Here is a 25,366-nt window from a genome sequence, read left to right as displayed (position 1 = left end):
CCCGGCACGTTTATTGATGCCGCGAGCCTGCGATGAGCAAAAAAATAATTCAAAGAACAGTGGAGCGGCCATGCAACAGATCAGATCGCAAGTGACCGAGCGCGACGGCTTGTTTGAGCTGGAAGCCGGGAGCGATGTCCTCGACAGTCCCCGTTACAACCACGACATTGCACCGACCAAGGTGCGCGAACGCACCTGGAACAAATGGCACATCACCGCGCTGTGGGTGGGCATGGCGATCTGCGTGCCGACCTACACCCTCGGCGGGGTGTTGACCGCGTACTTCGGCCTGACCGTCGGTGAAGCGCTGCTGGCGATTCTGCTGGCCAACATCATCGTGCTGATCCCCCTGACACTCAACGCCTTTCCCGGCACGAAGTACGGCATTCCCTTTCCGGTGTTGCTGCGCTCGTCCTTCGGCGTGCTCGGCTCCAACATTCCGTGCCTGATCCGCGCCCTGGTGGCGTGTGGCTGGTTCGGCATCCAGACCATGTTCGGCGGCTTGGCGATTCACCTGTTCCTCGGTTCGGTGTTCGAGGGCTGGAAATCCCTGGGTGGCACCGGCGAGGTCATCGGCTTCATGGTGTTCTGGGCGCTGAACCTGTGGGTGGTGATTCGCGGCGCCGAGTCGATCAAATGGCTGGAAACCCTGTCCGCACCGCTGTTGGTGCTGGTGGGCGTAGGGCTGCTGGTCTGGGCCATGCCGAACGTTTCGATGACCGAGTTGCTGGCGATTCCGGCCAAACGTCCCGAAGGCGCCGGGGTGGCCAGTTACTTCGCCGCCGGGCTGACCGCGATGGTCGGCTTCTGGGCCACGCTGTCACTCAACATTCCGGACTTCAGCCGCTACGCAAAAAGCCAGAAGGACCAGATTGTCGGGCAGATCATCGGCCTGCCGCTGACCATGTTCCTGTTTGCCTCCCTGGGTGTGGTGATGACCGCGGCCTCGGTGAAGCTGGTGGGCGTGACGGTTTCCGATCCGGTGACTCTGATCGGTCATATCCAGAGCCCGGTGTGGGTCGCACTGGCAATGGCGCTGATCATCATCGCCACGCTGTCGACCAATACCGCGGCGAATATCGTGTCGCCGACCAATGACTTCCAGAACATCGCTCCCAAGGTGATCAACCGCACCAACGCCGTGCTGCTTACCGGATTCGTCGGATTGGCGTTGATGGCCCATGAACTGCTGAAAAAGCTTGGCCTGATCGTCTCGGATCTCAGTCTGGAAACCGTTTATTCCAACTGGTTGCTTGGCTATTCGAGCCTGCTGGGGCCGATTGCCGGGATCATGGTGGTGGACTATTTCCTGATCAAGAAACAGCAACTGGACCTTGCCGGCCTGTACCGCGATGACGTGTATCCGGCGTGGAACTGGTGCGGCTTCATGGCCTTCGGCGTGCCGGTGGTGTTGACGCTGCTGTCCCTGGGCAGCGATGCCTTCAACTGGTTCTACAGCTATGGCTGGTTCACTGGCTCGGCGCTGGGCGGGGTTATTTATTACGGGTTGAGTGTGATGCGAGTCGATCCATCGGTAGTGAAATCTCCGGTGTGACGACTGGCCTCTTCGCGAGCAAGCCCGCTCCCACATTTGGAATGCATTCCCCTGTGGGAGCGGGCTTGCTCGCGAAGACGGCCGCGCATACACCACCGAATTGCTTGAAGAAACACACAAGAACTGCCTGAGGAGATCATCATGAACGCTGCCGTCGACGTTCTGCAGTCCAGCCATCAGCACATCAACCGCGACCGCCTGTGGCAGTCGCTCATGGATCTGGCCAGGCTTGGCGCCACGGTCAAGGGGGGCGTGTGTCGTCTGGCCCTGACCGATCTCGACCGCCAGGCCCGGGACATCTTCGTCAAATGGTGTATCGATGCCGGCTGCACCGTCAGCATCGACGCCGTCGGCAATATCTTCGCCCGGCGCCCCGGACGCAATCCCGACCTGCCGCCGGTGATGACCGGCAGCCACATCGACACCCAGCCCACCGGCGGCAAGTTCGATGGCTGCTTCGGTGTATTGGCCGGCGTCGAAGTGCTGCGCACCCTCAATGACCTGAACATCGAAACCGAGGCGCCGCTGGAAGTGGTGGTCTGGACCAACGAAGAAGGCTCGCGCTTTGCCCCGTGCATGATGGGTTCCGGCGTGTTCGCGGAAAAATTCACCCTCGAGGAAACCCTGGCCAAGGTCGATGCCGATGGCGTCACCGTGGGGCAGGCCTTGAACGCCATCGGTTACGCGGGCCAGCGTCAGGTCAGTGGCCATGCGGTGGGCGCCTATTTCGAAGCCCACATCGAGCAAGGCCCGATCCTTGAAGACGAACGCAAGACCATAGGCGTGGTCATGGGCGCCCTCGGGCAGAAATGGTTCGACCTGAAACTGCGCGGCGTCGAAGCCCACGCCGGCCCGACCCCGATGCACCTGCGCAAGGATGCCCTGGTCGGTGCCGCGGTGATTGTCGGTGCGGTCAACCGTGCCGCCCTCGGCCATCAGCCCCACGCCTGCGGCACTGTCGGTTGCCTGCAAGCCTATCCCGGCTCGCGCAACGTCATCCCCGGCGAAGTACGCATGACCCTGGACTTCCGCCATCTGGAACCGGAACGCCTGGACTCGATGATCGCCGAAGTGCGAGAAGTCATCGAAACCACCTGCGAAGAACACGGCCTGACGTTCGAACTGACCCCAACCGCCGACTTCCCGCCGCTGTACTTCGACAAGGGCTGTGTCGAAGCCGTGCGCGGCGCCGCCCAAGGCCTGGGCCTTTCGCACATGGACATCGTCAGTGGCGCAGGACACGACGCGATCTTCCTCGCTGAACTCGGCCCGGCCGGGATGATCTTCGTGCCGTGCGAAGGCGGTATCAGCCACAACGAAATCGAAAACGCCGCGCCGGACGACCTCGCGGCCGGCTGTGCGGTGCTGTTGCGGGCAATGCTGGCGGCTTCGGCGGCGGTGGCGAAGGAGGCGTTGACTGCCTGAACCCTGTGACGTGCGCTGAATTGTTCGGCGCACGTCACAACGGGCAATCCTCAATCGTCATCCTGTTGAATCCCTCAATCAGTGGAGCAACGCGATGTCGTCCAATACCCAACCGGTCAACCTGCTGCAATCGATCCCACAGGTTTTCGAAAGCCTGACTCAGGTCCATGTCGTGCTCGATCAGCATGATCTCGATCCCTCCCTCAAGCACTTGATCCACCTGCGTGCCTCGCAGATCAACCAGTGCGGTTTCTGCGTGAAGATGCACACCCGCGAGGCCCGGGAAGCCAATGAAACCAATGAGCGCCTGGATCGCCTGATCGTCTGGCGTCACGTCAGTGATTTCAGCGCTTCGGAGCGCGCCGCGCTGGCGTGGACCGAAGCCTTGACGCTGCTGGATGAAAAAAACGATTACGCCAGCCTGCGCGGTGAGTTGAGGGCGCATTTCAACGACGAACAGATCGGTGCCTTGACGGCCGAGATCGGCATGATCAACCTGTGGAACCGCTTGCAGGTGTCGAGGCACTGATTGATGAACTGCGCTGAAAACGCCGCCATTGTGTTCGAGCAGCGCCGGCCCTTTTTGCTCGGCCTGGCCTATTGCATTCTTGGCTCGCGCGCCGAAGCCGAGGATGCGGTGCAAGAGTTGTTCATCAAGTGGCTGGAGGCCGACCGGGCCTCCATCGCCACGCCGGCCGCCTGGCTGACCACGGCCTGCACCCGGCACTGCATCGATGTGCTGCGCTCGGCGCACGCATCCCGGGTCGACTACTTCGGCACCTGGCTGCCGGAACCGATTCACACCACCCATCAGGACTCACCCGAGCACCGGCTCGAACTGGCCTCGTCATTGTCCACCGCGTTCATGTTGCTGCTGGAGCGCCTGACACCCAAGGAGCGCGCGGCGTACCTGCTCCACGAAATCTTTGACATGGATTACCCGCAGGTCGCCGATGCGGTCGGGGTGCAGGAAGCCGCTTGCCGCAAGCTGGTGTCCCGGGCCAAGGCGAGCCTGGGTAACGGGCACGCCCGTTACCAACCGGAGCCCGTGCGTCAAACTCAATTGTTGAGTGCGTTTCACGGCGCTATCGCCAGCGGCTCGACCGTTTCCTTGAGTGCCATGCTGAGCGAAGACGTTGAACTCTGCGCCGACAGCGGCGGCAAGGCCCCGGCCATCCGCGAAACCCTGTCGGGTATCGCGCGCGTGCTGGATTTCATCGGTCAGTCGTTGCACAACTATTGGCAGGCGTGCGAATGGCTGCCCATTGAAATCAATGGCGCCCAAGGTGTCGTCATCAAGGCCGACGGCGTTATCACGGCGTCGATGACCTTTGGTTTTGATGAAGCGGGGCGGGTGAGCCGGATTTTCATCATGCGTAATCCGGACAAGCTGGCGGGGCTGGAGGCGGCGCTGAACGTGCACTAGTCAGACATCCCGAAATGATGCAGATCCCACAGGTACTTCGCACGATCAGACAGGTCTGCGGTCTTACTCTTCACGGGTTCCCCCTACTTGTGGAGTCACCATGAGCCAGGACGTTTTGACCACGGAAACCAATCGGCGCCAGTTGCAGCAGATCATCGATGGTCTGTCCGACGGGGTGATACTGCTCGATCTCGACCAGAGCATTCTGTGGGCCAACGCGGCAGCGCTGGCCATGCACGGTGTCGCGCAAGTCAGTGACCTGGGTGCCAACGCCAAGGCGTATGCCAAGCGCTTCGCCTTGCGCTATCGCAACAACCATGTGGTGCCCGTCGACAGCTACCCGATCAACCGGGTGGGGCGCGGCGAGACGTTCAGCGATGTGCTGGTGGAAGTGACGTCGGTGGCGGACGAAGAGCGTACCTGGGTCCATCGCGTGCGCAGCCTGGTATTGGCCGACAGCCGTGGCGAGCCGCAATCGCTGGTGTTGATCATGGACGATGTCACCGACCGGGCCAACGCCGAGCAACGTTTCGAGAAAACCTTCGCCTCCAACCCGGCCCCCGCTGTGATCTGCCGCCTCAGCGACTTGCGCTACATCAAGGTCAACCCCGGGTTCCTCGAGATGACCGGTTACACCCGTGACCAAGTGATCGGTACATCGACCCATGAGCTTGACGTATTGGATCAGGCCGAAAACAAGGAGCTGGCCAGGCAGCGCCTGCGCGAAGGCGCGACCATACCGCAAATGCAGGCCGAGCTGCGCTTGGCCGGCGGTGGCAGCAAGCAAGTGATCGTGGCCGGCCAGCCGCTGGAGCTCAACGGCGAAGCCTGCCTGTTGTTTTCCTTCGTCGACATGGAGCCGCGACGCAAGGTCGAAGCTGCCCTGCGCCAGAGCGAAGAACGATTTGCCAAGGCATTTCGCCTGTCCCCGGTGCCGATCCTGGTCTGTGCGGCCCGCAATCAAGTGGTGCTGGATGTGAATGAAGCCTTCCTCGATACCCTCGGGTATTCCCGCGAAGAGGTCCTCGGCAAGAGCATCGCGCAGATCGATTTCATCGTCGACAAGGGAGTACGCATGCGGCTTTTCGCAGCATTGGAGAAGTCTGCAAGCCTGGACCGCATCGATGTGCGTGTACGCCGAAAGGACGCCGGGCTGATCGATTACGTGGTGTCGGCAGACACCGTGAACATTCAGGACCGCCGGTGCCATCTGCTGGTGCTGATAGACATCACCGAGCGCAAGCGCACTGAGCTGGAACTGGTGGCGACCATCGAAGAGGTGATGAAGGACGCCTCGTGGTTCAGCCGCACGCTGATGGAAAAACTCGCCAACGTGAAGCGTGTCAACTCACCGAAATTGCCCGGCGAGTCCTTCACCGACCTGACCACCCGTGAGCACGATGTGCTGAGCCTGATATGCGAAGGCCTGGCCGACAAGGAAATCGCCGCGCGCCTGAAATTGGCGCCGAACACGGTGCGCAATCGTGTGGCAGCGGTGTATTCGAAAATCGATGTGCATAGCCGCAGCGAGGCGATTGTCTGGGCGCGGGAGCGGGGGCTGTTCTCCAGTGAATGGCGGTGTAAACGGTCGTCACCCTGATCGAAGAATAGCGCTACGAACTGTAGAGTAATTCCCTGCAACGCCCTGACCTGATGATGTAAGAACTGCCAGCTTTTACTGGCATCGCTCGCCGGCCGGGCTATGAGTGATTCGCAGATATTTATTTTTTTTGACAGGTGTGTGGATTTTCCGCACCGGTTCTGTTGTCACAAAAATGTGTCGATCACTCATCGCGGGTCAACCTATGAAAATTCTTGGGAAACGCGTTATCTCACCTGTGTCGCTGGCATTCTGCGTGGCGATTCTCGGCGGTTGTTCCAGTCCGCCACCCCCTCCAGCAGTCACTCCACCCCCTCCTGAACGAACCTGCCAGGCCATGGATAAAACCGATGTGCTGGGCGATGTACGGGCCGAAGACGGGCAAGTGACCCGAATCACCACCACGACTCGGTGCATTACCCAGTAAGCCGGTGTGACGGCCGCGCTGTTGAACGGCGCGGTCATGCTGAATGGTAAATCGGTAAAAGTTGGTATCAGACGGTCGGTTTTTATTGCCGAATGATCTTTGTTGCTGTTATTTCTGACAGTAGTCGCTACCCGGTATTTCTCAGATAGTGAAAAACACACCGTTTTTCACTCTGCTGCAATGATCGGGAGAATGACGTAATGGCAGGCAATCGCAATTCCGAGTTGATGGCCGCTGGACCACTTTATATCTGTCATGGTGCTAAACACGATTTTACGGTCAAGGCTGCGGCGGACAGCCCGTGGAGCAATCAGGGCGTGAGCCTGAACAAAAATCCCGCCGAACCTGAATTGCCCGTCACTACCAACCCGAACATCACTGTTTATCAACATTTTCAGGAACAGGGCGCTACCTGGCTAATCGATTGCCCCCACCAACCGTCCAACGCTGAAGTGAAGGCGTTTCAGCTATGGGCTCAAACCGAGTTCACTTCACCTGCGTACAAGGTTGATGTGTCGCTGGGCCATCACCGAATCGATTTTGTCGATGCCAGCGGCAACGAGCAATTTCAGGTAATTGAGTACGGCGAAGAGGCGATCCTCAAGGCACGGGAAATTTCCTACTACACAAAAGAGTCCGTGCCATTTCCGGCGAAATGGAAGCTGGAAGAGCAAGACCTTCAGCCGGCCGATCCTGATGCAACAGGTTGGGTCACGCCTTACAACTTCAAGCCAACAAAGGCAGGGATTCACCTCATCAACGTCACTGTGCCGAGCCTCTATTACGAGCAAGGCTACTTCCGTAAAGAGATGCCGGTCCATGCCTTGGCGCTCACCCCATGGGGCAATGACGCGCTGATACAGGTCAACGGCAAGACTGAACCCGATGTGCTTGAGCGAGGCGTGGTTTGCACGCGTGGCAAGCCATTGTCGTTAAAGCTGTTGAATCAAAACAAGCTGCTTGAAGGCTCCACGGTGTCACTCAAGTCCGCGGATGCCAAGGCTTTGGGGCTTACGTTCAATCCGGATTTGAATGTCGAACGCCCAATGGAGGGCACCGAGCTGACATGGAATCTGACCTCACCTGTCAGCGCCAAAAGCGGTTTGTTCAAACTGCAGATGCACTGCTCGAAACTCAAGCGCGACTGGGAAATCACCGGGCATCTGCTTTCGGCGAACCTGAAGGACGAAGTCACAAAAATCGAGGTGAGCGCAAGTGAGGTTTCAGACTTCGGCGCGGTGTTCTTCCGCAAGGAAACGCGTCCGCTCACCATAACCTTTGCAGAGTCCATGCGTGGGCTGAGCGTGGCACTGGAAGAAACCGGCAACCCGGGCATGACCTATGACCCGCCCCTCAAAACGCTGCGAATAGTCCCGGACAATCTGAAGTTGGAGTGGCAGGTGACCGGCGGTGATCGTAGTAGTGTGTTTACGTTGCAGGTCGTCTGTGTTGATGTTGAAACGCCATTAAGTATCGAAAGTCGGGTGCTGTCGAAAATCACTGCCGATGAATTTCAATCGCTCAAGATCAATGGTCAGCCTGTCGACCTGGCTCGACCTGAGCTGCTGTTCTTTCGTGCAGACACTTACACAGTAGAACTCGTCCCCAAGGCTGCCAGCTCATTGATAGGGCTGAATGTCGCGCTGAAAAAAGGCAGTGGCGCGGAGTTGGGCATGACGTATAACCCTGCGTTGAACCAGGCACGACCGCTCACACAGGCAGGATTGCAGTGGACGGTAACCGGCGGGCAAACCCAAAGCGGTTTGTTTGAGTTGCTCATAGACGTTCCCCAAGTGGAGCAATCGATGCCGCTGGGGTGTCGGTTGCTGTCGAGCAATCTGGCGGATGAGGCAGACGTGAAGATTGGCGGCGTTGCCGTTCCTGCCGGGGGCAATTGGTTTTACCGGGACAAGGCGCAAACGGTGACGCTGACCCCCAAATCAGGCAGCCCGCTGGCTGGCCTTCCAGTCACCCTGACCTGCGCCATCAGAAACGGACTGGTAATCGCCGACGTGGTGAGTGCACCGGCCTTTGGCAGTGAGCAAACCACGTATAGCTGGGCAGTCACCGGGAAAACCAGAAGTGGTACCTTCCAGCTGGCATTGGCGTGCAAGGGCATGGCGGGCATCGAATGCGAGAGTGATCCCGCTGCCGAGTCAGGCCCTGATTTCATTCTCTACATGATGTTGATAATGAAATTGGGGTTTTTATCACACCTTGTTCTAGCTGCCCCCTCAGTTATGCCAGTTACCGGTGCATCGATTTTTCCTGATAGTTCACGGACTGTTTTTTATGTCCAACGCTGAAAAGGAAACGTCGTCATGACCACCGAATTAAAAGTTGCAACCGCTGCACCAAGCCCATGGGAACAAGCCACGTTGTTTATCAACGGCAAGCAAGTGGAATGGGGGGCGGAGCTCGTTTTGCTCCGCGGGCAGGAGAACGAAGTGACGGTGGAGGCTCCATCCACGATCGCCAGGGAAATCAATCTGGGGCTGGCTGACAATGGCGGTCTGGAAGCTGTTGCATCGCCAAAATTTGGCGATTGGGTGGCTCCCGTCAATGGCAAGTTCATTTGGAAGATTACGCCGGGCGCTGGCAAGAGTGGTCGTATCACTCTGGTGTTTTTCAGCCGGGAAGTGCTGGTGCCGTGGGAGAGCCGAAGCCTGGTGATTTCGGGCAACCTGGCGGATGAGGCAGACGTGAAGATTGAGGGCGTCGCCGTGCCTGCCGGGGGCAATTGGTTTTACCGGGACAAGGCCCAAACGGTGACGTTGACTCCCAAACCCAACAGCCCGCTGGCGGGTCTTCCGGTCACCCTGACCTGTGGGATCAAAAGCGGACTGTCGGCTGGCGACGTGGTGAGTGCACCGGCCTTTGGCAGTGAGCAAACCACGTATAGCTGGGTAGTCACCGGGAAAACCAGAAGTGGCACCTTCCAGTTGGCATTGGCGGGCAGGGGCATGACCACACCGATTGCCTTGGCTGTCAGCAAGTTGCTGTCGAACAACCTGGCGGATGAGGCCGACGTGAAGATTGGCGGCGTCGCCGTGCCTGCCGGGGGTAACTGGTTTTACCGGGACAAGGCGCAAACGGTGACGTTGACCCCCAAAACCAACAGCCCGCTGGCCGGCCTTCCGGTCAAGTTAACCTGTGCAATCAAAAGTGGTCTCGGTGTCACCGACGTGGTGAGTGCTCCGGCCTTTGGCAGTGAGTCACTTATCCATTCCTGGTTAGTGGTCGGGAACACCAGAAGTGGCACCTTCCAATTGGCCTTGTCGGGCAGGGGCATGACCACACCGATTACCTTGGCAGACAGCAAGTTGCTGTCGAACAATCTGGCGGATGAGGTTGAGGTGAGGATTGGCGGGAAAAGTGTACCTTCCCGTGGAAATGTATTCATAAGGACGCAGGCTCAGGAAGTTACACTGGTCCCTAAGCCGGGCAGTCCGATCGCCGGACACAATATTACGTTGAATTGTAAGCTTTTACAGGGGCTATCCGAAGGCGATATACAAAGTGCACCGCCATTTGGGGGGGTAGGAGGACCAAACTGGCGTTGGCAGTTGACTGGATTCAACAGAAGCGGCACCTTCGAAATTTCTGTGGTAGGACAGGGCATGTCTATTCCAATGAAAGTTGCGGTCAGCAAGTTGCTTTCGAGCAATCTGGCGGATGAGGCTGTCGTTAAAATTGATGGCGTTGACGTATCCAATAATGAAGTTCCCTATCTGAAAAGTTCAAAGCGCGTTATTACGTTAATTCCCAAGCCGGGCAGCCCATTGGCTGGTACCAACGTGAGTTTGCGCTGGATCAGGGGTGACGGTATTGTGTCGCAGGATTTAAGCGTGACGCCGAATCTGAATATAGATACAGGGACTTATTATTGGGATGTGAGCAGTCCCTCTGCAAAACACGGGACATTTGAACTCGGACTTGCTATAGCAGGGCTTGATACGATGCTGGCATTGCCCGTCAGCAGGAAAATTATTGCGAAATATTTTTTAGATGGAAAAGAAATTTCCGGGGTTCAGACTGTTCGAACGGCACAGATGTATCGCCTTCATGTGGAGGTTTCAACTGGAGTCTCCCGCATATATGTCGATGGTTCGCAGGGAGAGTATTCTTTTGCTCCAAGTTTAAATACATGGTTTGATGCCTCTGGCGGGATGAAAAGTTGGCAGTTCCTGTCGAGTATTAACAAAAAACCAGAACAGACGGTTCTCTTTGATTATTCATCAGAATATTCGGCAAGGGAGAAGGTTGAGTTTGTTCGCGGGCAAATTTGATTTGATTGCCAAACGACCGCTGGTAATAGTGTGAGCAAAAGGCAGCCAATCGCCCTGATCGGCTGCCTTTCTTTCATTCAAATCTGTGGGGCAGGACACCCCCGTTCACATTCAACGAAACCCCAGTCGTATAACTCGACGCATCACTCGCCAGATAAAACGCAGCCCCCGCCATCTCACTCGGATCCGCTACGCACTTCAGTGGAGTCTATGTCAGCGCAGTGTTTAAAATCGCCTGGTTCTTCACCAGCACCGAAGCAAACCTGATATCGGTCATACCCGGCAACAGGGCGTTGCAACGAATCTCGAACCGAGCGCATTTCGGCTCGATACCTTACCGGGCCGATGCCAAGGCAGGCACCGTATTCGAGAGTGATCCCGCTGTGGAGTGGAGCATTGATTTCATTCTGTACATGCCATTGATAATGACGTTGGGTTTTTATCGCACCTTGTTCTAGCTTTCCTATCAGTTATGCCAGTTTCCGATCCATCGAATTTTCCTGATAGTTCACGGACTGTTTTTTATGTCCAACGCTGAAAAGGAAACGTCGTCATGACCACCGGATTAAAAGCTGCAACCGCTGTAACAAGCCCTTGGAAACAAGCCACGTTGTTTATCAACGGCAAGCAAGTGGAATGGGGGGTGGAGCTCGTTCTGCGCCGCGGTCAAGAGAACGAAGTGACGGTGGAGGCTCCATCCGCGATCGCCAGGGAGATCAATTTGGGGCTGGCCGACAATGGCGGTCTGGAAACTGTTGCATCGCCGGAATTTGGCGCTTGGGTGGCTCCCGTCAATGGCAAGTTCATTTGGAAGATTACGCCGCACGCTGGCAAGAGCGGTCGTATCACCCTGATGTTTTTCAGCCGGGAAGTGCTGGTGCCGTGGGAGCACCGAAGCCTGGTGATTTCGCGTAATCTGGCGGATGAGGCTGTCGTTAAAATTGATGGCGTTGACGTATCCAATAGTGAAGTTCCCTATCTGAAAAATTCAAAACGCACAATTACGTTAACTCCTAAACCGGGTAGCCCATTAGATGGTGCTAAAGTCAGTTTACGCTGGGTTAGAGGGGACGGCGTTGTAGTGCAGGACCTGAATGTGAACCCGGATTTAAATCAAGATACGACGGTTTATAGGTGGGAGGTGACCAGTTCCTCGGAAAAGCACGGAACATTTGAACTCGGACTTGCTGTGGCAGGGCTTGATGCGATGCTGTCTTTGCCAATTAGCAGGAAAATTATTGCGAGATATTTTTTAGATAATAAAGAAATTTCCGGCTTTCAAACTATTGTGCCGGATCATTCCTATAGCCTTCGCGTGGAGGTTTCAGCGGGAGTCTCTCGCATATATGTCGAGAATAGTCCGGGTGAGTTTGATTTTAATCCACCTTTGGAAAGACAGTTTGTTGCCTCTGGCGGCAGGGTGGATTGGACCTTCGTATCGAGGGCTGTCCGTGACGTGCAAGAGACGGTTTTCTTTGATTATTCTCCAGTATATTCGGCAAGGGAGAAGGTTGAGTTTGTTAGCCGGCCAAATTGATTTGATTGCCGAGCGACCGCTGGTAGCAGTGTGAACAAAAGGCAGCCAATCGCCCCGATGGCTGCCTTTCTTTCATCCGGAAACCGGATCAGGACAGGAAACCACCATCCACGTTCAACGAAACACCTGTGGTGTAGCTGGAAGCATCGCTGGCCAGATAAAGCACCGCGCCGGCCATCTCACTCGGATCCGCCACTCGTTTCAACGGAATCTGCTGCAAAGCGGTGTTCAGAATGGCTTCGTTCTTCACCAGCGCCGAAGCAAACTTGGTATCGGTCAAACCCGGCAACAGGGCATTGCAACGAATTCCGAACTGCGCACATTCCTTGGCGAACACTTTGGTCATGTTGATCACCGCAGCCTTGGTCACCGAATAGATGCCTTGGAATACTCCCGGCGAAACACCGTTGATCGACGCCACGTTGATGATGCTGCCGCCACCGTTTTCGCGCATCAGTTTGCCGGCTTCGACCGACATGAAGAAGTAGCCGCGGATGTTCACGTCGACGGTTTTCTGGAAGGCGCCGAGGTCGGTGTCCAGCACGTTGCAGAACTGCGGGTTGGTCGCGGCGTTGTTGACCAGGATGTCGAGGCGGCCGAACTGTTCCTTGATGCCGGCGAAGACCTGGCTGATCTGTTCCATTTCGCCGATGTGGCAGGCGATGGCGGTGGCCTTGCCGCCAGCGGCGATGATCGCGTCGGCCACGTGTTGGCAGCCTTCAAGCTTGCGGCTCGAGACGATCACGTGGGCGCCTTGCTGGGCCAGCAGTTTGGCGATGGCTTCACCGATGCCACGGCTGGCGCCGGAGACGAAAGCGATCTTGCCGTCGAGGTCGAACAACTGAGTCTTGGACATGGGGTTTCCTTGTTATCGAGTCGGTAGAGGGCACTGTGTCGGGTCAGTGAGCGCGCGTTATCGTTAGCGACCTTCGCGAGCAAGCTCGCTCCTACAGGGTTCTGTGTAATCGAGCAGAATCAGGTTCACAGACTGGATTTGCGGATGACTTGCAGGCTCATCTGCTCCAGCAGCTTGTTCATGTGAATGAACTGCGCGAAGCGTTTGTCCTGGGTCTGGCCATGGTAGAAGCGGTAGTAGATCTGCTGCACGATGCCGGCCAGGCGGAACAGGCCGTAGGTGTAGTAGAAGTCGAAATTGTCGATGCGGATGCCCGAACGTTCGGCGTAGTAATCGACGAATTCGCGACGGGTCAGCATGCCCGGCGCATGGCTTGGCTGGCGGCGCATCATCTGCACCGGCGCCGGGTCATCGGCTTCGATCCAGTAGGCGAGGGTGTTGCCCAGGTCCATCAGCGGGTCGCCGAGGGTGGTCAGTTCCCAGTCGAGCACGCCGATGATCTGCATCGGGTTGGCCGGGTCGAGGATCACGTTGTCGAAGCGGTAGTCGTTGTGCACGATGCTGGAGGTCGGATGGTCGGCCGGCATCTTGTCGTTGAGCCATGCCTTGACCACATCCCATTGCGGCGCATCGGGGGTCAGGGCTTTTTCGTAGCGATCGCTCCAGCCTTTGATCTGCCGCGCCACGTAGCCTTCGGGTTTGCCCAGGTCACCCAGGCCGTAGGCGTTGTAGTCAACGCGATGCAGTTCCACGAACTTGTCGATGAAACTCTTGCACAGGGCTTCGGTTTTCGCCGAATCCAGGCCCAGTTCCGGCGGCAGGTCCGAGCGCAGGATGATGCCGTTGACCCGTTCCATGACATAGAACTCGGCACCGATCACCGATTCGTCGGTGCAGTGCACATAGGCTTTCGGGCAGTACGGAAAACCGTTGCGCAGTTGATTGAGGATGCGGAATTCACGGCCCATGTCGTGGGCGGATTTGGCTTTGTGGCCAAAGGGCGGGCGACGCAGGACGAATTCCTGTTCGGGGTACTCCAGCAAGTAGGTGAGGTTTGAAGCGCCGCCCGGAAACTGGCTGATCTGTGGCAAGCCGCTGAGCCCCGGAATATGGGCCTTGAGGTACGGATCGATCAGGCTGACATCGAGCTCTTCGCCGGTGCGGATACGGGTGGACTGGTCATTAAGCGCCATGCTTATCCCTTCTGCTTATTCTGGAGGCCTGAAACTATTGGCTAATCTAATGCGCACACTGCGCACCCACAACCGCGAACCGCTCTTATAGGTGAGCGTGTTGCCGGCCAATCATTGTTTTTGATACAGCTGTTTGAATCGCCTTCAATGGGCGACCCGGCTCATGGCGGGCGGCAAGGCAATCGGCGTCAGCACCGGTTGTCTGGAGAAAAACGCCACGAGGTTCTTGCCCACCAGTTCGACGGTGCCCTGGGTGGCTTCCGGGGACAACCCGGCGACATGGGGTGTGAGGATCACGTTGCTCAGGGCCTTGAGCGCATCCGGCACCTTCGGTTCGGCGTCGAACACATCCAGCGCGGCGCCAGCGATTCGGCGTTGCTCCAGGGCGGTGATCAGGTCGGCGGTGGCAATCACGCTGGCCCGGGCGATGTTGACGATAAACCCGTTGGGACCCAGTGCGTCGAGCACCTGGCGATTGACCAGGTGCTTGGTGCCCAGGCCGCCGGGCGTGGCGACGATCAGGAAGTCCGAGGCGCGCGCCAGTTCGGTCGGGGTCGAGCAGAACGTGTAGGGCGCATCGCTGCGATGCTGGCGGTTGTGATAGCTGATGCTCATGTCGAAACCGGCACCGGCGCGTTTGGCGATGGCCATGCCGACCGCGCCGAGGCCAAGGATGCCCAGGCGTTTGCCGGCGAGGGAAGGGCGCATGATCTTCGGCCACTCGCCGTGCCGTACGGCGGCATCACAGCGCGGCACGTCGCGTACCAGCGACAGCAGCAGCGCCATGGCATGGTCGGCGACGGACGAGGCGTTGACCCCGGCGCCATTGGTGACGGTGATGCCCCGGTCGGCGGCGGCCTGCAGGTCGACGTGTTCATAGCCGGCGCCGATCACGCAGATGATCTTGAGGTTGGGCAGCGCGGCGATTTCATCGGTATACAGCCCCAATGGGCCACGGGTGAGGACGGCGTCGATCTGGCAGGCGTGCCGGGCGATGGCTTCGGCGCGTTCGGCGGGCGTCGGGGCCAGAATCAGGTGGAAGCCCTGATGTTCCAGGATGGGCAGGTAATCATTGATGGTTTCAACCAGTACCAGAACGGTTACAGGCATGCTTGGCTCCCTGTGGGCATCGAAAAATCGGCTCGAACATCGTTTGAGATTGCTGATTTAAGGATAGCTTGGCAACCACCAGTGATCGCAGCCTGCGACAACGCCTGCGCACTGGCGGGCAGCGCGATGTGGTGGTTGGCGAGGCTGGCGATTGTTTTGTTGCGAGGGTTGAGGTCGCTTTACTTCGACGGCGCGAGAGCGGCCCGGGCAGCCTCGAGAATTTCATCCGACAGCGGGTCGCCGCGGGTAGCCCGGGACAGCATCAGCGCGCCGAACATCAACGAATACTGCACCAGTGCCTGCTGTCGTTTGCCGGCTTCGTCCTCTGCCTGCAACAGCGAGCCGAGGGAATCGAGCAGGTTGTTCAGGCCCTGCATATAGGTTTGACGCAAACCGCTCTCGGCGGCCTCGTGGCACATGTCCCCGGCAAAGGCCACCACCGGGCAGCTGTCACCCGGATTGTCCCGGCTTTCGCTGGACAGGTACGGTTCGATCACGGCGCGACGGGCAGCGTCCTTGCTGTCATGCTCGGCCACCCGCGCCTGCCAGCGGTGCGCGGCTTGCTCGAAAGCCCGGCCACTGGCCTCTTGCGCCAGGGCTTCCCTGGATTCGAAGTGCCCGTAGAAGCCGCCGTGGGTCAGGCCCGCGGCAGCCATCACATCGACAACACTGATCCCGTGCAAACCGCGCTCGCGAAACAGCCGTGTGGCGGCATCGACGATGATCTCGCGGTTGAGGTCGGCTTGTTTGCGGGAAACTCGGGGCATGGGGCACTCTCGGGTCTGCAGGTTGAACATCAGAGGGCGTATTGGGCAATCCCGTTGCCGAACGACCAATTCTCTTTTTTCACTTCCACCAGATTGATGAAAACATCCTCCAGGCGCATGGCCAGTTCCGCATGAAGGCTTTCGGCGATGGTTTTATAGAGGAGTTTTTTCTGCTCGACGGTTCGCGCCTCGCTCATGGTGATCGGATCACCACCAACTGGTCCGTGCGATTGATGCCCAGATAGCCGGGATCAAAGATGAAATGCTGCTCATCGTGTTCGGCGAGGATCTGGAAGTTGTCGTCCTCCGGCACACCGATGGTGCTGCGCATGGCGGCGTAGATCAATTGGCCGATGCGTTTGGCGTGGGTGGGGTCCTGATGTTTTTTGATGTCGACGCGAACCAGTGGCATGGGAAGACTCCGGAAAGATACAGGTCAGTTAAAAATACATGACGTTTAACCTTTATCAAGCGCACATCGTCGGCTGGCGTTGATTGCGACCCCTGTAGGAGCGAGCTCGCTCGCGAGAAACCCGAGGGCACCATGGGGTGTCTGGTTTCCAGCGTTATCGTTGACGACCCTCGTCGGAACGCCGCCCGGAGCAAGCTCGCTCCTACAGTGGTAGGGGGCAGAGGTGCAACCTGGTACCACCGTCCCTCACCTAAGTCTTTGCTTCTGTTCAGTAATCCTCCAGAATCGCGCCTCTGTTTCGGCCAGGGCGCCGCCTGTCGGGTATTCCGACGCGTCCCGGCCGGGTGGCAAGTGACCGGAATGTGGAGATCCCACCGGATGAATGATCAGGCCAATAGCGTCAACAAACGCTATGTAGCAGCAACACCAGCGACACTTTCGAGCTGGAATCGCCAAGACACCACCTGGATGCTGGGCCTGTTTGGCACGGCGATTGGTGCGGGTACCCTGTTTTTACCGATCAATGCAGGTCTGGGCGGATTCTGGCCGCTGCTGGTCCTGGCGTTGCTGGCGTTCCCGATGACCTTCTACGCACACCGTGGGCTGACCCGCTTCGTGCTGTCCGGGCGCGAAGGCGCCGACATCACCGAGGTGGTGGAGGAGCATTTCGGGATCAAGGCCGGCGCGCTGATCACCTTGCTGTACTTCTTCGCCATTTTCCCGATCCTGCTGATCTACAGCGTGGCCCTGACCAACACCGTGGGCAGTTTCCTTGAGCATCAACTGCATATCATGCCGCCACCGCGCGCCGTGCTGTCGCTGGTGCTGATCCTCGGCCTGCTGGCGGTGGTGCGTTGTGGTGAGCAACTGATCGTCAAGGCCATGAGCCTGATGGTCTACCCGTTCATCGTCGCCCTGCTGTTTCTGGCGGTGTACCTGATTCCCCACTGGAATGGCGGCATCCTGGCCACCGCCAGCGATGTGCCGGCGCCTTCGGCGTTGTTGCACACCTTGTGGCTGGCGATTCCGGTGATGGTGTTCTCGTTCAACCACTCGCCGATCATTTCGGCGTTCGCCGTGGACCAGAAGCGTCGCTACGGGGAGCATGCCGAGGAGCGCAGTTCGCAGATCCTGTCCCGCGCCCACCTGCTGATGGTGGTGATGGTGCTGTTCTTCGTCTTCAGCTGCGTGCTGACCCTGTCGCCAGCGCAACTGGCTGAAGCCAAGGCGCAGAACCTGTCGATCCTGTCGTACCTGGCCAACCACTTCAGCAATCCGACCATTGCCTTTGCGGCGCCGTTGATTGCCTTCGTGGCCATTTCCAAGTCGTTCCTGGGGCACTACATCGGTGCCAGCGAAGGCCTCAAGGGCCTGATCGTCAAGAGCGGCAAGCGTCCGTCCGCCAAGTCGCTGGACCGCATGACCGCTGCGTTCATGTTGGTGGTGTGCTGGGTCGTCGCTACGTTGAATCCGAGCATCCTCGGCATGATCGAGACCCTGGGTGGTCCGGTGATTGCGGCGATCCTGTTTTTGATGCCGATGTATGCCATCCGCAAGGTGCCGGCGATGACACGTTATCGCGGTCAGGCGTCCAATGTCTTCGTGACGGCGGTGGGTCTGGTGGCGATTTCGGCGTTGGTCTATTCGCTGAGTGCGTGATTGCTGTTTGATTTGGTGAGTGAATGACGGCTGATCCGGGTTTCGGGTTGGCCGTTTTTTTTTGGATGGTGGACATATCCATTGTTGCGGTAATGGCCACTATTGGTTCCGCCTTTACGGCGGGTTACTTGGAGAAGCCTGTAGGAGCGAGCTTGCTCGCGAGGGGTGTCAGGTGCCCAGCGTCATCGTTGACGACCATCGCGAGCAAGCTCGCTCCTACAGGGCCCGCCGCGATCGGCCATCCATGGCCGTACGCGGCTAACCCGGCATCCATGCCGGGTTACCTACTGCGCAGAACCTGCGCTCGGCCTCCCGATGGGGCAGGGCAGATCAAAAGCCAAAGCAAAAGCATGTCAGAGATGACGCGGGGTGTCTGGGTGCCCGTGTTGTCCTGGGATTTTTCGCGAGCAGGCTCGCTCCTACAGGGGAGCGCGTTCACTTCAGTTGTAGCCCGATCAAACTGTAGGAGCGGGCTTGCCCGCGATGGGCGTCAACGATGACGCGGGGGTGTCTGGGTGCCCGTGTTGTCCTGGGATTTTTCGCGAGCAGGCTCGCTCCTACAGGGGAGTGCGTTCACTTCAGCTTCGCTACAGGCGGCGATCTTTTGCTTTTGAGCTACAGTGGCGGCTGTGCGTATCACTCGCGCAGCGGGTTTTTTTCGACTGGAGACACTGGATTGTCGAGCGCCTTACCGCCTAACCCCGTTGAGCCGCCCAATCGCTGGCAGGACCTGCTGGCAGGTTTGTCGATTGCCGGCCTGCTGCTGCCCGAGGCGGTCGCTTACTCAGGCATCGCCGCACTGGCGCCCCAGGCCGGGGTGATCGCCTTGTTCGCCGGATTGTTGTGTTATGGCCTGTTCGGCACCAGCCGCTTCGCCATCGTCTCGGCTACCTCATCTTCCGCCGCCGTGCTGGCCGCCGCGACCGCCACCCTGGCCAATGGCGACCCGCAACTGCGCTCGACCCTGGCCTTCGGCCTGGTGCTGGTGACCGGGATGTTTTTCCTGCTGGCCGGGCTGTTCAAGCTCGGCAGCGTGACGTCGTTCATTGCCAAACCGGTGTTGCGCGGTTTTGCCTTCGGCCTGGCGCTGACCATCATTCTCAAGCAGGTCGCCAACGTGGTCGGTGTGCATTTGACCGATGCCAACCTGGTGCGCTTTCTGCCGCAACTGCTGGAGCAAATGCCGCAATGGAACTGGGCGGCGGCTGGCGTCGGCGCCGTGGCATTGGCCTTGTTATGGCTGTTCGCACGGTTTCGACGCCTGCCAGGTGGTTTGTTGGTGGTGGTCATTGGCGTTGCGGCGGGGCAGTGGCTGGACCTGCCGGCTTATGGCGTGAAGCTGATCGGCGTGATCGACCTGAGCCTGGAGGTGCCGAAGTTGCCGGTACTGCCGTTTGCCGACTGGCTGCGTCTGGGTGAATTGGCGTTCGCCATGGTGATGATTCTGTATGCGGAGTCTTATGGCTCGATCAGTGCCTATGCGCTCAAGCATGGGGACCGCGTCACCTCCAACCGAGATCTGCTGGCGCTGGGGGCTAGCAACCTGTTGTCCGGCCTGTTCCACGGCATGCCGGCCGGCGCGGGGTATTCGGCCACGTCGGCCAATGAAGCGGCAGGTGCCACTTCGCGCCTGGCCGGTATCGTGGCGGCGCTGGTGGTGCTGGTCATTGTCCTGACGGTGCTGCCTTACATCGCCCTGACCCCGGAGCCGATCCTGGCCGCCATCGTTATCCATGCACTGGGACGCGGTCTGAGCCTGCAGCCGCTGGGACGGTATTTCATCTGGCGCCGTGACCGTCTGCTGGTGATCTGCGCCGTGGGTGCCGTGTTGGTGCTGGGGGTGCTGGATGGCTTGCTGGTGGCGGTGGCGATCAGTGTGTTGCTGATGCTCAAGCAGATGTCGGCGGCGGATATTCAGATTCTGGGGCGCATCGATGGCGGTCACGACTTTGTCGATCTGCAACGCCATCCAACGGCGCAATCAGTGCCAGGCGTGTTGATTGTCCGTCCGGGTGAAGCGTTGTTCTTTGCCAACGTCGAGCGGATTCTTGGCGGCGCCTTGCGTCTGGTCCGGCACTCACAGGAACCCGTTCATTCAGTGATTCTCAGTCTTGAGGAATCCCCCGACCTGGATGGCACCAGCATCGAGGCGTTGCAGGCGTTTTTCGTGCGGGTGCATCAGGAAGGCAAGCGCCTGACTCTGGCTCGTCTCAAGGACAGTGCGCAAGCGGCGCTGGCGGCGTTGCCGGAGGTGGAGGCCAACGCTGTGGTGCTGAGCGGGTTGAGCGTGGATGGTGCGGTGCAGCAGGCCCTTCAGTTGAACGCATGACCCCTGTGGGAGCGGGCTTGCTCGCGAAGAGGGAGTGTCAGTCAATATTTGTATGGACTGACACACAGCTTTCGCGAGCAAGCCCGCTCCCACAGGGGATAGTGGTCCATCGTGGGCATAAAAAAACGCCGTCCATCTCACGATGGGCGGCGTTTTTCATTGCGTTGCAACGTTAGGCTTGAACGACCGGAATGTTGGCGTTCGCAGCAGCTTCACGGAACTCGGCGATCTGGTCGAAGGACAGGTAGCGGTAGACATCGGCCGCCATGCTGTCGATCTTGCCAGCGTATTCCATGTACTCCTCGACGGTCGGCAGGCGACCCAGGATGGAGGCCACGGACGCCAGCTCGGCCGAAGCCAGGTAGACGTTCGCGCCGTCACCCAGACGGTTCGGGAAGTTACGGGTCGACGTCGACACTACAGTGGAGTTGGCCTCTACACGTGCCTGGTTACCCATGCACAGCGAGCAGCCTGGCATTTCCATGCGAGCGCCGGCCTTGCCGTAGATGCCGTAGTAGCCTTCTTCGGTCAGTTGGTGAGCGTCCATCTTGGTCGGCGGCGACAGCCACAGACGGGTTGGCAGCTGACCCTTGACCTGTTCCAGCAACTTGCCGGCGGCGCGGAAGTGACCGATGTTGGTCATGCACGAACCGATGAACACTTCGTCGATCTTCTCGCCAGCAACGCTGGAGAGCAGGCGAGCGTCGTCCGGGTCGTTCGGCGCGCAGAGCACAGGCTCCTTGATGTCGGCCAGGTCGATCTCGATGACTTCGGCGTATTCAGCGTCCTTGTCAGCTTCCAGCAGCTCAGGGTTGGCCAGCCAGGCTTCCATCGCTTGAGCACGACGTTCCAGGGTACGCGCATCGCCGTAGCCTTCGCCGATCATCCAGCGCAGCAGGGTGATGTTCGATTGCAGGTACTCGGCGATCGACTCTTTGGACAGCTGGATGGTGCAACCGGCAGCCGAACGTTCGGCCGAGGCGTCGGACAGTTCGAACGCTTGCTCTACGGTCAGTTTAGGCAGACCTTCGATCTCCAGGATGCGACCGGAGAAGGCGTTCTTCTTGCCTTTCTTCTCTACGGTCAACAGGCCTTTCTGGATCGCGTAGTAAGGAATGGCGTGAACCAGGTCACGCAGGGTGACGCCTGGCTGCAGTTCGCCTTTGAAGCGAACCAGGATCGACTCAGGCATGTCCAGCGGCATGACGCCGGTGGCAGCGGCGAACGCTACCAGGCCGGAACCGGCCGGGAACGAAATGCCGATCGGGAAACGGGTGTGGGAGTCACCACCGGTACCGACGGTGTCCGGCAGCAGCATGCGGTTCAGCCACGAGTGGATGATGCCGTCGCCCGGACGCAGGGAAACGCCGCCGCGGGTCATGATGAAGTCAGGCAGGGTGTGGTGGGTGGTCACGTCGATCGGCTTTGGATAAGCCGCGGTGTGGCAGAAGGACTGCATCACCAGGTCGGTCGAGAAGCCCAGGCACGCCAGGTCTTTGAGTTCGTCACGGGTCATTGGACCGGTGGTGTCCTGGGAACCCACGGTGGTCATCTTCGGTTCGCAGTAGGTGCCCGGACGAACGCCGGTCACACCGCAAGCCTTGCCGACCATTTTCTGCGCCAGGGTGAAACCCTTGGTGCTTTCAGCCGGTGCTTCAGGCTTCTTGAACAGGGTCGAAGGTGGCAGACCCAGCTCGGCACGAGCCTTCTCGGTCAGGCCACGGCCGATGATCAGCGGAATACGGCCGCCAGCGCGAACTTCGTCCAGCAGGACCGGGGTCTTCATTTCGAAGGTGGTCAGGACTTCGTCGGTGCCGTGCTTGCAGACTTTGCCAGCATGCGGGTACAGGTCGATCACGTCGCCCATGTGCATGTTGGATACGTCGAATTCGATTGGCAGTGCGCCGGCATCTTCCATGGTGTTGTAGAAGATCGGAGCGATCTTGCTGCCGAAGCAGAAACCGCCGGCACGCTTGTTCGGCACGTAAGGAACGTCGTCGCCGAAGAACCACAGTACCGAGTTGGTCGCCGATTTACGCGAAGAACCGGTACCGACTACGTCGCCGACGTAGGCGATCGGGAAGCCGGCGTTGCGCATTTCTTCGATCTGCTTCATCGGACCGGTGACGCCTTGCTCGTCCGGCACGATGCCGTCGCGAGCCATTTTCAGCATGGCCAGGGCGTGCAGCGGGATGTCCGGACGGGACCAGGCATCCGGAGCAGGGGACAGGTCGTCGGTGTTGGTTTCGCCGGTGACCTTGAACACGCGCAGGCTGATCTTGTCGGCCAGGGTCGGGCGCTTCACGAACCACTCGCCGTCAGCCCAGGATTGCAGCACGCCTTTGGCGTGAACGTTACCTTTCTTGGCTTTTTCAGCGACGTCGTGGAAGGCATCGAACATCAGCAGGGTGTGCTTGAGTTCTTCGGCAGCTACTGGTGCCAGTTCGGCGTCGTCCAGCAGGTTTACCAGAGTCACGATGTTGTAGCCGCCCTGCATGGTGCCGAGCAGTTCAACAGCGCGCTTCTTGTCGATCAGGGGGGATTTGGCTTCGCCTTTGGCGATGGCGGACAGGAAGCCGGCCTTGACATAGGCAGCTTCGTCCACGCCTGGCGGAACGCGATTGGTGATCAGGTCAACGAGGAATGCTTCTTCGCCAGCCGGGGGATTTTTCAGCAGCTCGACCAGGCCTGCAGTTTGTTCGGCGTTTAGCGGCTGGGGAACGATACCCAGTGCTGCGCGCTCTTCGATATGTTTGCGGTAGGCTTCAAGCACAGTTATTACCCTCATCAGTGGTCCCAAATGGGTGTCCGGGACGCTCATCCCGAAATTGCCGTACTCATGCGCTGCATGGCGTTGTGAGCCACTTAGCCAGGATTACCGACAATTCCTTACAGAAGCTGCTTTCAAAGTTTTACGCCTGCAGAACGGGAGCTGATGAGGGTTGGCGTTGGGCTTTTCCCCGCTGGAAAAACCCCTCGCCAACACCGCTCTGAAGGAACGACTGTGCTCGTGACGCTTTGAAAACAGCTTCTAACGGACATTGGCGCCTAAAAAGGCAGGCTGATTCTACGGCAAAAAAAAATTAAAGGTAAGTCAGGTTTTATTGGACTTTGGTGGAGGCGGCCGGTAAACCCCGATTCACCCAAGGCCCTGAACTTTGAGGGGTGATCAATGGCGGACAAAGGGCTAACATGCCGGCCTGTCCTGCTTTCTCGCGTTTTGCCTATCTATGCCCAATCAGACCATCAAGACACCTTGCGTCGGCCTCTGCTCCACTGTTTACGGAGACCTGGTGTGCCGCGGCTGCAAGCGTTTCCACCACGAAGTGATCCACTGGAACGGTTACAACGAGGAAGAGAAGCGCGCGGTATGGCTGCGCCTGGAGCAGTTGCTGTCGCAGGTGATGGCCGCCAAGGTGGAAATTTTCGACCCGGCACTACTGAGAATGCAGCTGGAGCAACGCAAGATCCGTTTTGTGCCCCATCAGTCGGAATACTGCTGGGCCTACCAGTTGATCGCGCGGGGCGCGCGGGTGATCAACAACCTGGAAGCCTACGGCATGGTGTTGCTGCCGGAGTTTCGCGACTGGAACCTGCCGGAATTGCGCGATGCCATTGATCGGGAATTTTTCCTGCTCTCCGAGGCGCATTACCAGCGCTACATTGCGCCGGGGTTCCTGAAAGACGCCTTTGGCGGTTAGATCCTGAAAAGCTTCGCGAGCAAGCCCGCTCCCACAAGGGAATGCATTTCAAATGTGGGAGCGGCGGTGCGACGATTCGACTTGCTCGCGAAGGCGTCCTGACAGTCGCTACAAATCTCAATGATTGTTCGCAATCTCCTCCAGATGATCCTCGATTTCCTGCGGCTTGAGCACCAGCACATCGCTCTCGACCGCATCCAGCACCACTTCCGCCGTATTGCCGATCAGGGTCCCGGACAAACCGCTGCGGGCCACGGTACCGATCACCGTCACCGCCGCCTGCAGCTTGTGCACCATGAACGGGATCAGCACATCCGCCGGGCCTTCCTCGATGTGCAGGTGCTCATCGTCAATGTCGAATTCAGTCTGGAACGACTTGCATTGCTCGCGGTAGCGCGCCTGGATGGTTTCGCTGAGTTGAAACGTCGGGTCGGCCGACGACAGCATCGGTGACGGGTGGGCGCTGATCACGTGCAGGTGGGCCTTGGCCAGGGTTGCGATGTCATAGCCATGATCAATGATCGTGTCGTGCAGGTGGCGGTGTTCGGAGTCGGTGTTGCCGACGTCGACAGCGGCCAGGATCACTTTGTCTTTCCATGAACCGGCGGTTTTCACCAGCAGTACCGGGGAAGGGCATTGGCGCAGCAATTTCCAGTCCTCGGGTGTCAGCAGGGCCTTTTTCAGTGTGCTGTCGGGAAAATGCTGCTTCACCACCAGGCCGCAACCTTCGGCTTGCTGCACATCGGTGATGGTTTGATGCAGGCTATGATTCCAGGCCTGTTCAGTGGTGACGCTGTAACCGTCCGACAGTAAAGCGGCCTTGAGCACACCCAACATGCCACTGTGATCATGCTTGGGATCGCACACCAGCAGATGCAGATGCGCCTGGGTCACACCGGCAATCAGCTTCGCCCGTTTGAGCGCCAGGCTTTCGGAGTGTTCGGGGTCGATGACCACCAGAATGCTGCGTACGGCTTGCATGATCGGGATCTCCTGAAAATGAAAAAGCACGGCGTTGCACAACTATAGTTGCTGTCTGCGATTCGGGGACTTGATGCATATCAACGGTTGGCGACTGGT

The 25,366-nt window shown here is 58.7% G+C and carries 17 protein-coding genes and 2 pseudogenes; 11 read left to right on the top strand and 8 right to left on the bottom strand.

All coding sequences use genetic code 11. The annotated features are described in order from the left end of the window. The first annotated feature begins 70 nt into the window (after positions 1 to 70). From AC06G5_RS17670 to AC06G5_RS17640, 7 genes are all read left to right on the top strand, one after another. Positions 71 to 1,555: an NCS1 family nucleobase:cation symporter-1 gene (locus tag AC06G5_RS17670; protein ID WP_413428881.1), complete on the top strand. Its 1,485-nt coding sequence runs from the start codon at positions 71 to 73 to the stop codon at positions 1,553 to 1,555. Positions 1,556 to 1,696: 141 nt separating this feature from the next. Next, positions 1,697 to 2,980 carry a Zn-dependent hydrolase gene (locus AC06G5_RS17665; RefSeq protein WP_480457795.1) on the top strand — a complete coding sequence of 428 codons (1,284 nt, stop codon included), beginning with the start codon at positions 1,697 to 1,699 and terminating at the stop codon, positions 2,978 to 2,980. Between the two features lie 94 nt (positions 2,981 to 3,074). Continuing rightward, entirely contained in the window at positions 3,075 to 3,509 is a 435-nt protein-coding gene (locus AC06G5_RS17660; RefSeq protein ID WP_413428701.1) for a carboxymuconolactone decarboxylase family protein, read from the top strand. A 3-nt stretch (positions 3,510 to 3,512) separates the two neighbouring features. After that, the gene (locus AC06G5_RS17655) at positions 3,513 to 4,406 is read left to right on the top strand and encodes a sigma-70 family RNA polymerase sigma factor (RefSeq protein WP_480457793.1); all 894 of its coding nucleotides are present in this window, start codon (positions 3,513 to 3,515) and stop codon (positions 4,404 to 4,406) included. A 100-nt stretch (positions 4,407 to 4,506) separates the two neighbouring features. Then, complete coding sequence (locus tag AC06G5_RS17650; RefSeq protein WP_413428703.1) at positions 4,507 to 6,006, top strand: helix-turn-helix transcriptional regulator; 1,500 nt, start codon at positions 4,507 to 4,509, stop codon at positions 6,004 to 6,006. Between the two features lie 627 nt (positions 6,007 to 6,633). Beyond that, complete coding sequence (locus AC06G5_RS17645) at positions 6,634 to 8,739, top strand: hypothetical protein (protein WP_480457790.1); 2,106 nt, start codon at positions 6,634 to 6,636, stop codon at positions 8,737 to 8,739. Positions 8,740 to 8,754: 15 nt separating this feature from the next. After that, positions 8,755 to 10,722: a hypothetical protein gene (locus AC06G5_RS17640; protein ID WP_480457788.1), complete on the top strand. Its 1,968-nt coding sequence runs from the start codon at positions 8,755 to 8,757 to the stop codon at positions 10,720 to 10,722. Positions 10,723 to 10,795: 73 nt separating this feature from the next. On the opposite strand, the pseudogene AC06G5_RS17635 reads toward AC06G5_RS17640, so the two are convergent. After that, positions 10,796 to 11,044, bottom strand: a pseudogene (locus AC06G5_RS17635) (SDR family oxidoreductase); the annotation flags it as partial. A 231-nt stretch (positions 11,045 to 11,275) separates the two neighbouring features. Here AC06G5_RS17635 and AC06G5_RS17630 point away from each other — a divergent pair. Then, on the top strand, positions 11,276 to 12,259 hold the full coding sequence (locus AC06G5_RS17630; RefSeq protein ID WP_480457786.1) for a hypothetical protein: 984 nt from the start codon (positions 11,276 to 11,278) through the stop codon (positions 12,257 to 12,259). Between the two features lie 88 nt (positions 12,260 to 12,347). Here AC06G5_RS17630 and AC06G5_RS17625 read toward each other — a convergent pair whose 3' ends face one another. From AC06G5_RS17625 to AC06G5_RS17605, 5 genes and pseudogenes are all read right to left on the bottom strand, one after another. Further along, positions 12,348 to 13,115, bottom strand: a complete 768-nt coding sequence (locus AC06G5_RS17625; protein WP_085714718.1) for an SDR family oxidoreductase — start codon at positions 13,113 to 13,115, stop codon at positions 12,348 to 12,350. A gap of 125 nt (positions 13,116 to 13,240) precedes the next feature. After that, positions 13,241 to 14,308, bottom strand: a complete 1,068-nt coding sequence (locus tag AC06G5_RS17620; RefSeq protein ID WP_413428137.1) for a phosphotransferase family protein — start codon at positions 14,306 to 14,308, stop codon at positions 13,241 to 13,243. 144 nt (positions 14,309 to 14,452) lie between these two features. Further along, positions 14,453 to 15,418, bottom strand: coding sequence for a 2-hydroxyacid dehydrogenase (locus tag AC06G5_RS17615; RefSeq protein WP_413428136.1), 966 nt, complete (start codon positions 15,416 to 15,418; stop codon positions 14,453 to 14,455). Positions 15,419 to 15,597: 179 nt separating this feature from the next. Beyond that, complete coding sequence (locus AC06G5_RS17610) at positions 15,598 to 16,185, bottom strand: TetR/AcrR family transcriptional regulator (RefSeq protein ID WP_413428135.1); 588 nt, start codon at positions 16,183 to 16,185, stop codon at positions 15,598 to 15,600. A 29-nt stretch (positions 16,186 to 16,214) separates the two neighbouring features. Then, positions 16,215 to 16,597 (bottom strand): annotated as a pseudogene (locus tag AC06G5_RS17605) (tautomerase family protein). A 378-nt stretch (positions 16,598 to 16,975) separates the two neighbouring features. On the opposite strand from AC06G5_RS17605, the gene AC06G5_RS17600 reads away from it, so the two are divergent. Together AC06G5_RS17600 and AC06G5_RS17595 are read left to right on the top strand one after the other, a co-directional pair. Further along, the gene (locus tag AC06G5_RS17600; protein WP_480457783.1) at positions 16,976 to 18,256 is read left to right on the top strand and encodes a serine/threonine transporter; all 1,281 of its coding nucleotides are present in this window, start codon (positions 16,976 to 16,978) and stop codon (positions 18,254 to 18,256) included. 676 nt (positions 18,257 to 18,932) lie between these two features. Beyond that, positions 18,933 to 20,585 (top strand): SulP family inorganic anion transporter, encoded by a 1,653-nt coding sequence (locus AC06G5_RS17595; protein WP_480457781.1) that lies wholly within the window; start codon positions 18,933 to 18,935, stop codon positions 20,583 to 20,585. A gap of 172 nt (positions 20,586 to 20,757) precedes the next feature. On the opposite strand, the gene acnB is transcribed toward AC06G5_RS17595, so the two are convergent. After that, the gene (gene acnB, locus AC06G5_RS17590) at positions 20,758 to 23,358 is read right to left on the bottom strand and encodes a bifunctional aconitate hydratase 2/2-methylisocitrate dehydratase (RefSeq protein WP_429368506.1); all 2,601 of its coding nucleotides are present in this window, start codon (positions 23,356 to 23,358) and stop codon (positions 20,758 to 20,760) included. Between the two features lie 457 nt (positions 23,359 to 23,815). On the opposite strand from acnB, the gene AC06G5_RS17585 reads away from it, so the two are divergent. Then, positions 23,816 to 24,286 (top strand): DUF1289 domain-containing protein, encoded by a 471-nt coding sequence (locus AC06G5_RS17585; protein ID WP_007937731.1) that lies wholly within the window; start codon positions 23,816 to 23,818, stop codon positions 24,284 to 24,286. A gap of 117 nt (positions 24,287 to 24,403) precedes the next feature. Here the strand turns inward: AC06G5_RS17585 and AC06G5_RS17580 are convergent, their stop codons facing one another. Beyond that, positions 24,404 to 25,267 carry a universal stress protein gene (locus AC06G5_RS17580; RefSeq protein ID WP_413428131.1) on the bottom strand — a complete coding sequence of 288 codons (864 nt, stop codon included), beginning with the start codon at positions 25,265 to 25,267 and terminating at the stop codon, positions 24,404 to 24,406. Positions 25,268 to 25,366 lie beyond the last annotated feature (99 nt).

Source organism: Pseudomonas sp. WT-JTC, from assembly GCF_056711565.1.
This window is presented reverse-complemented; position numbering and strand designations above follow the sequence as displayed.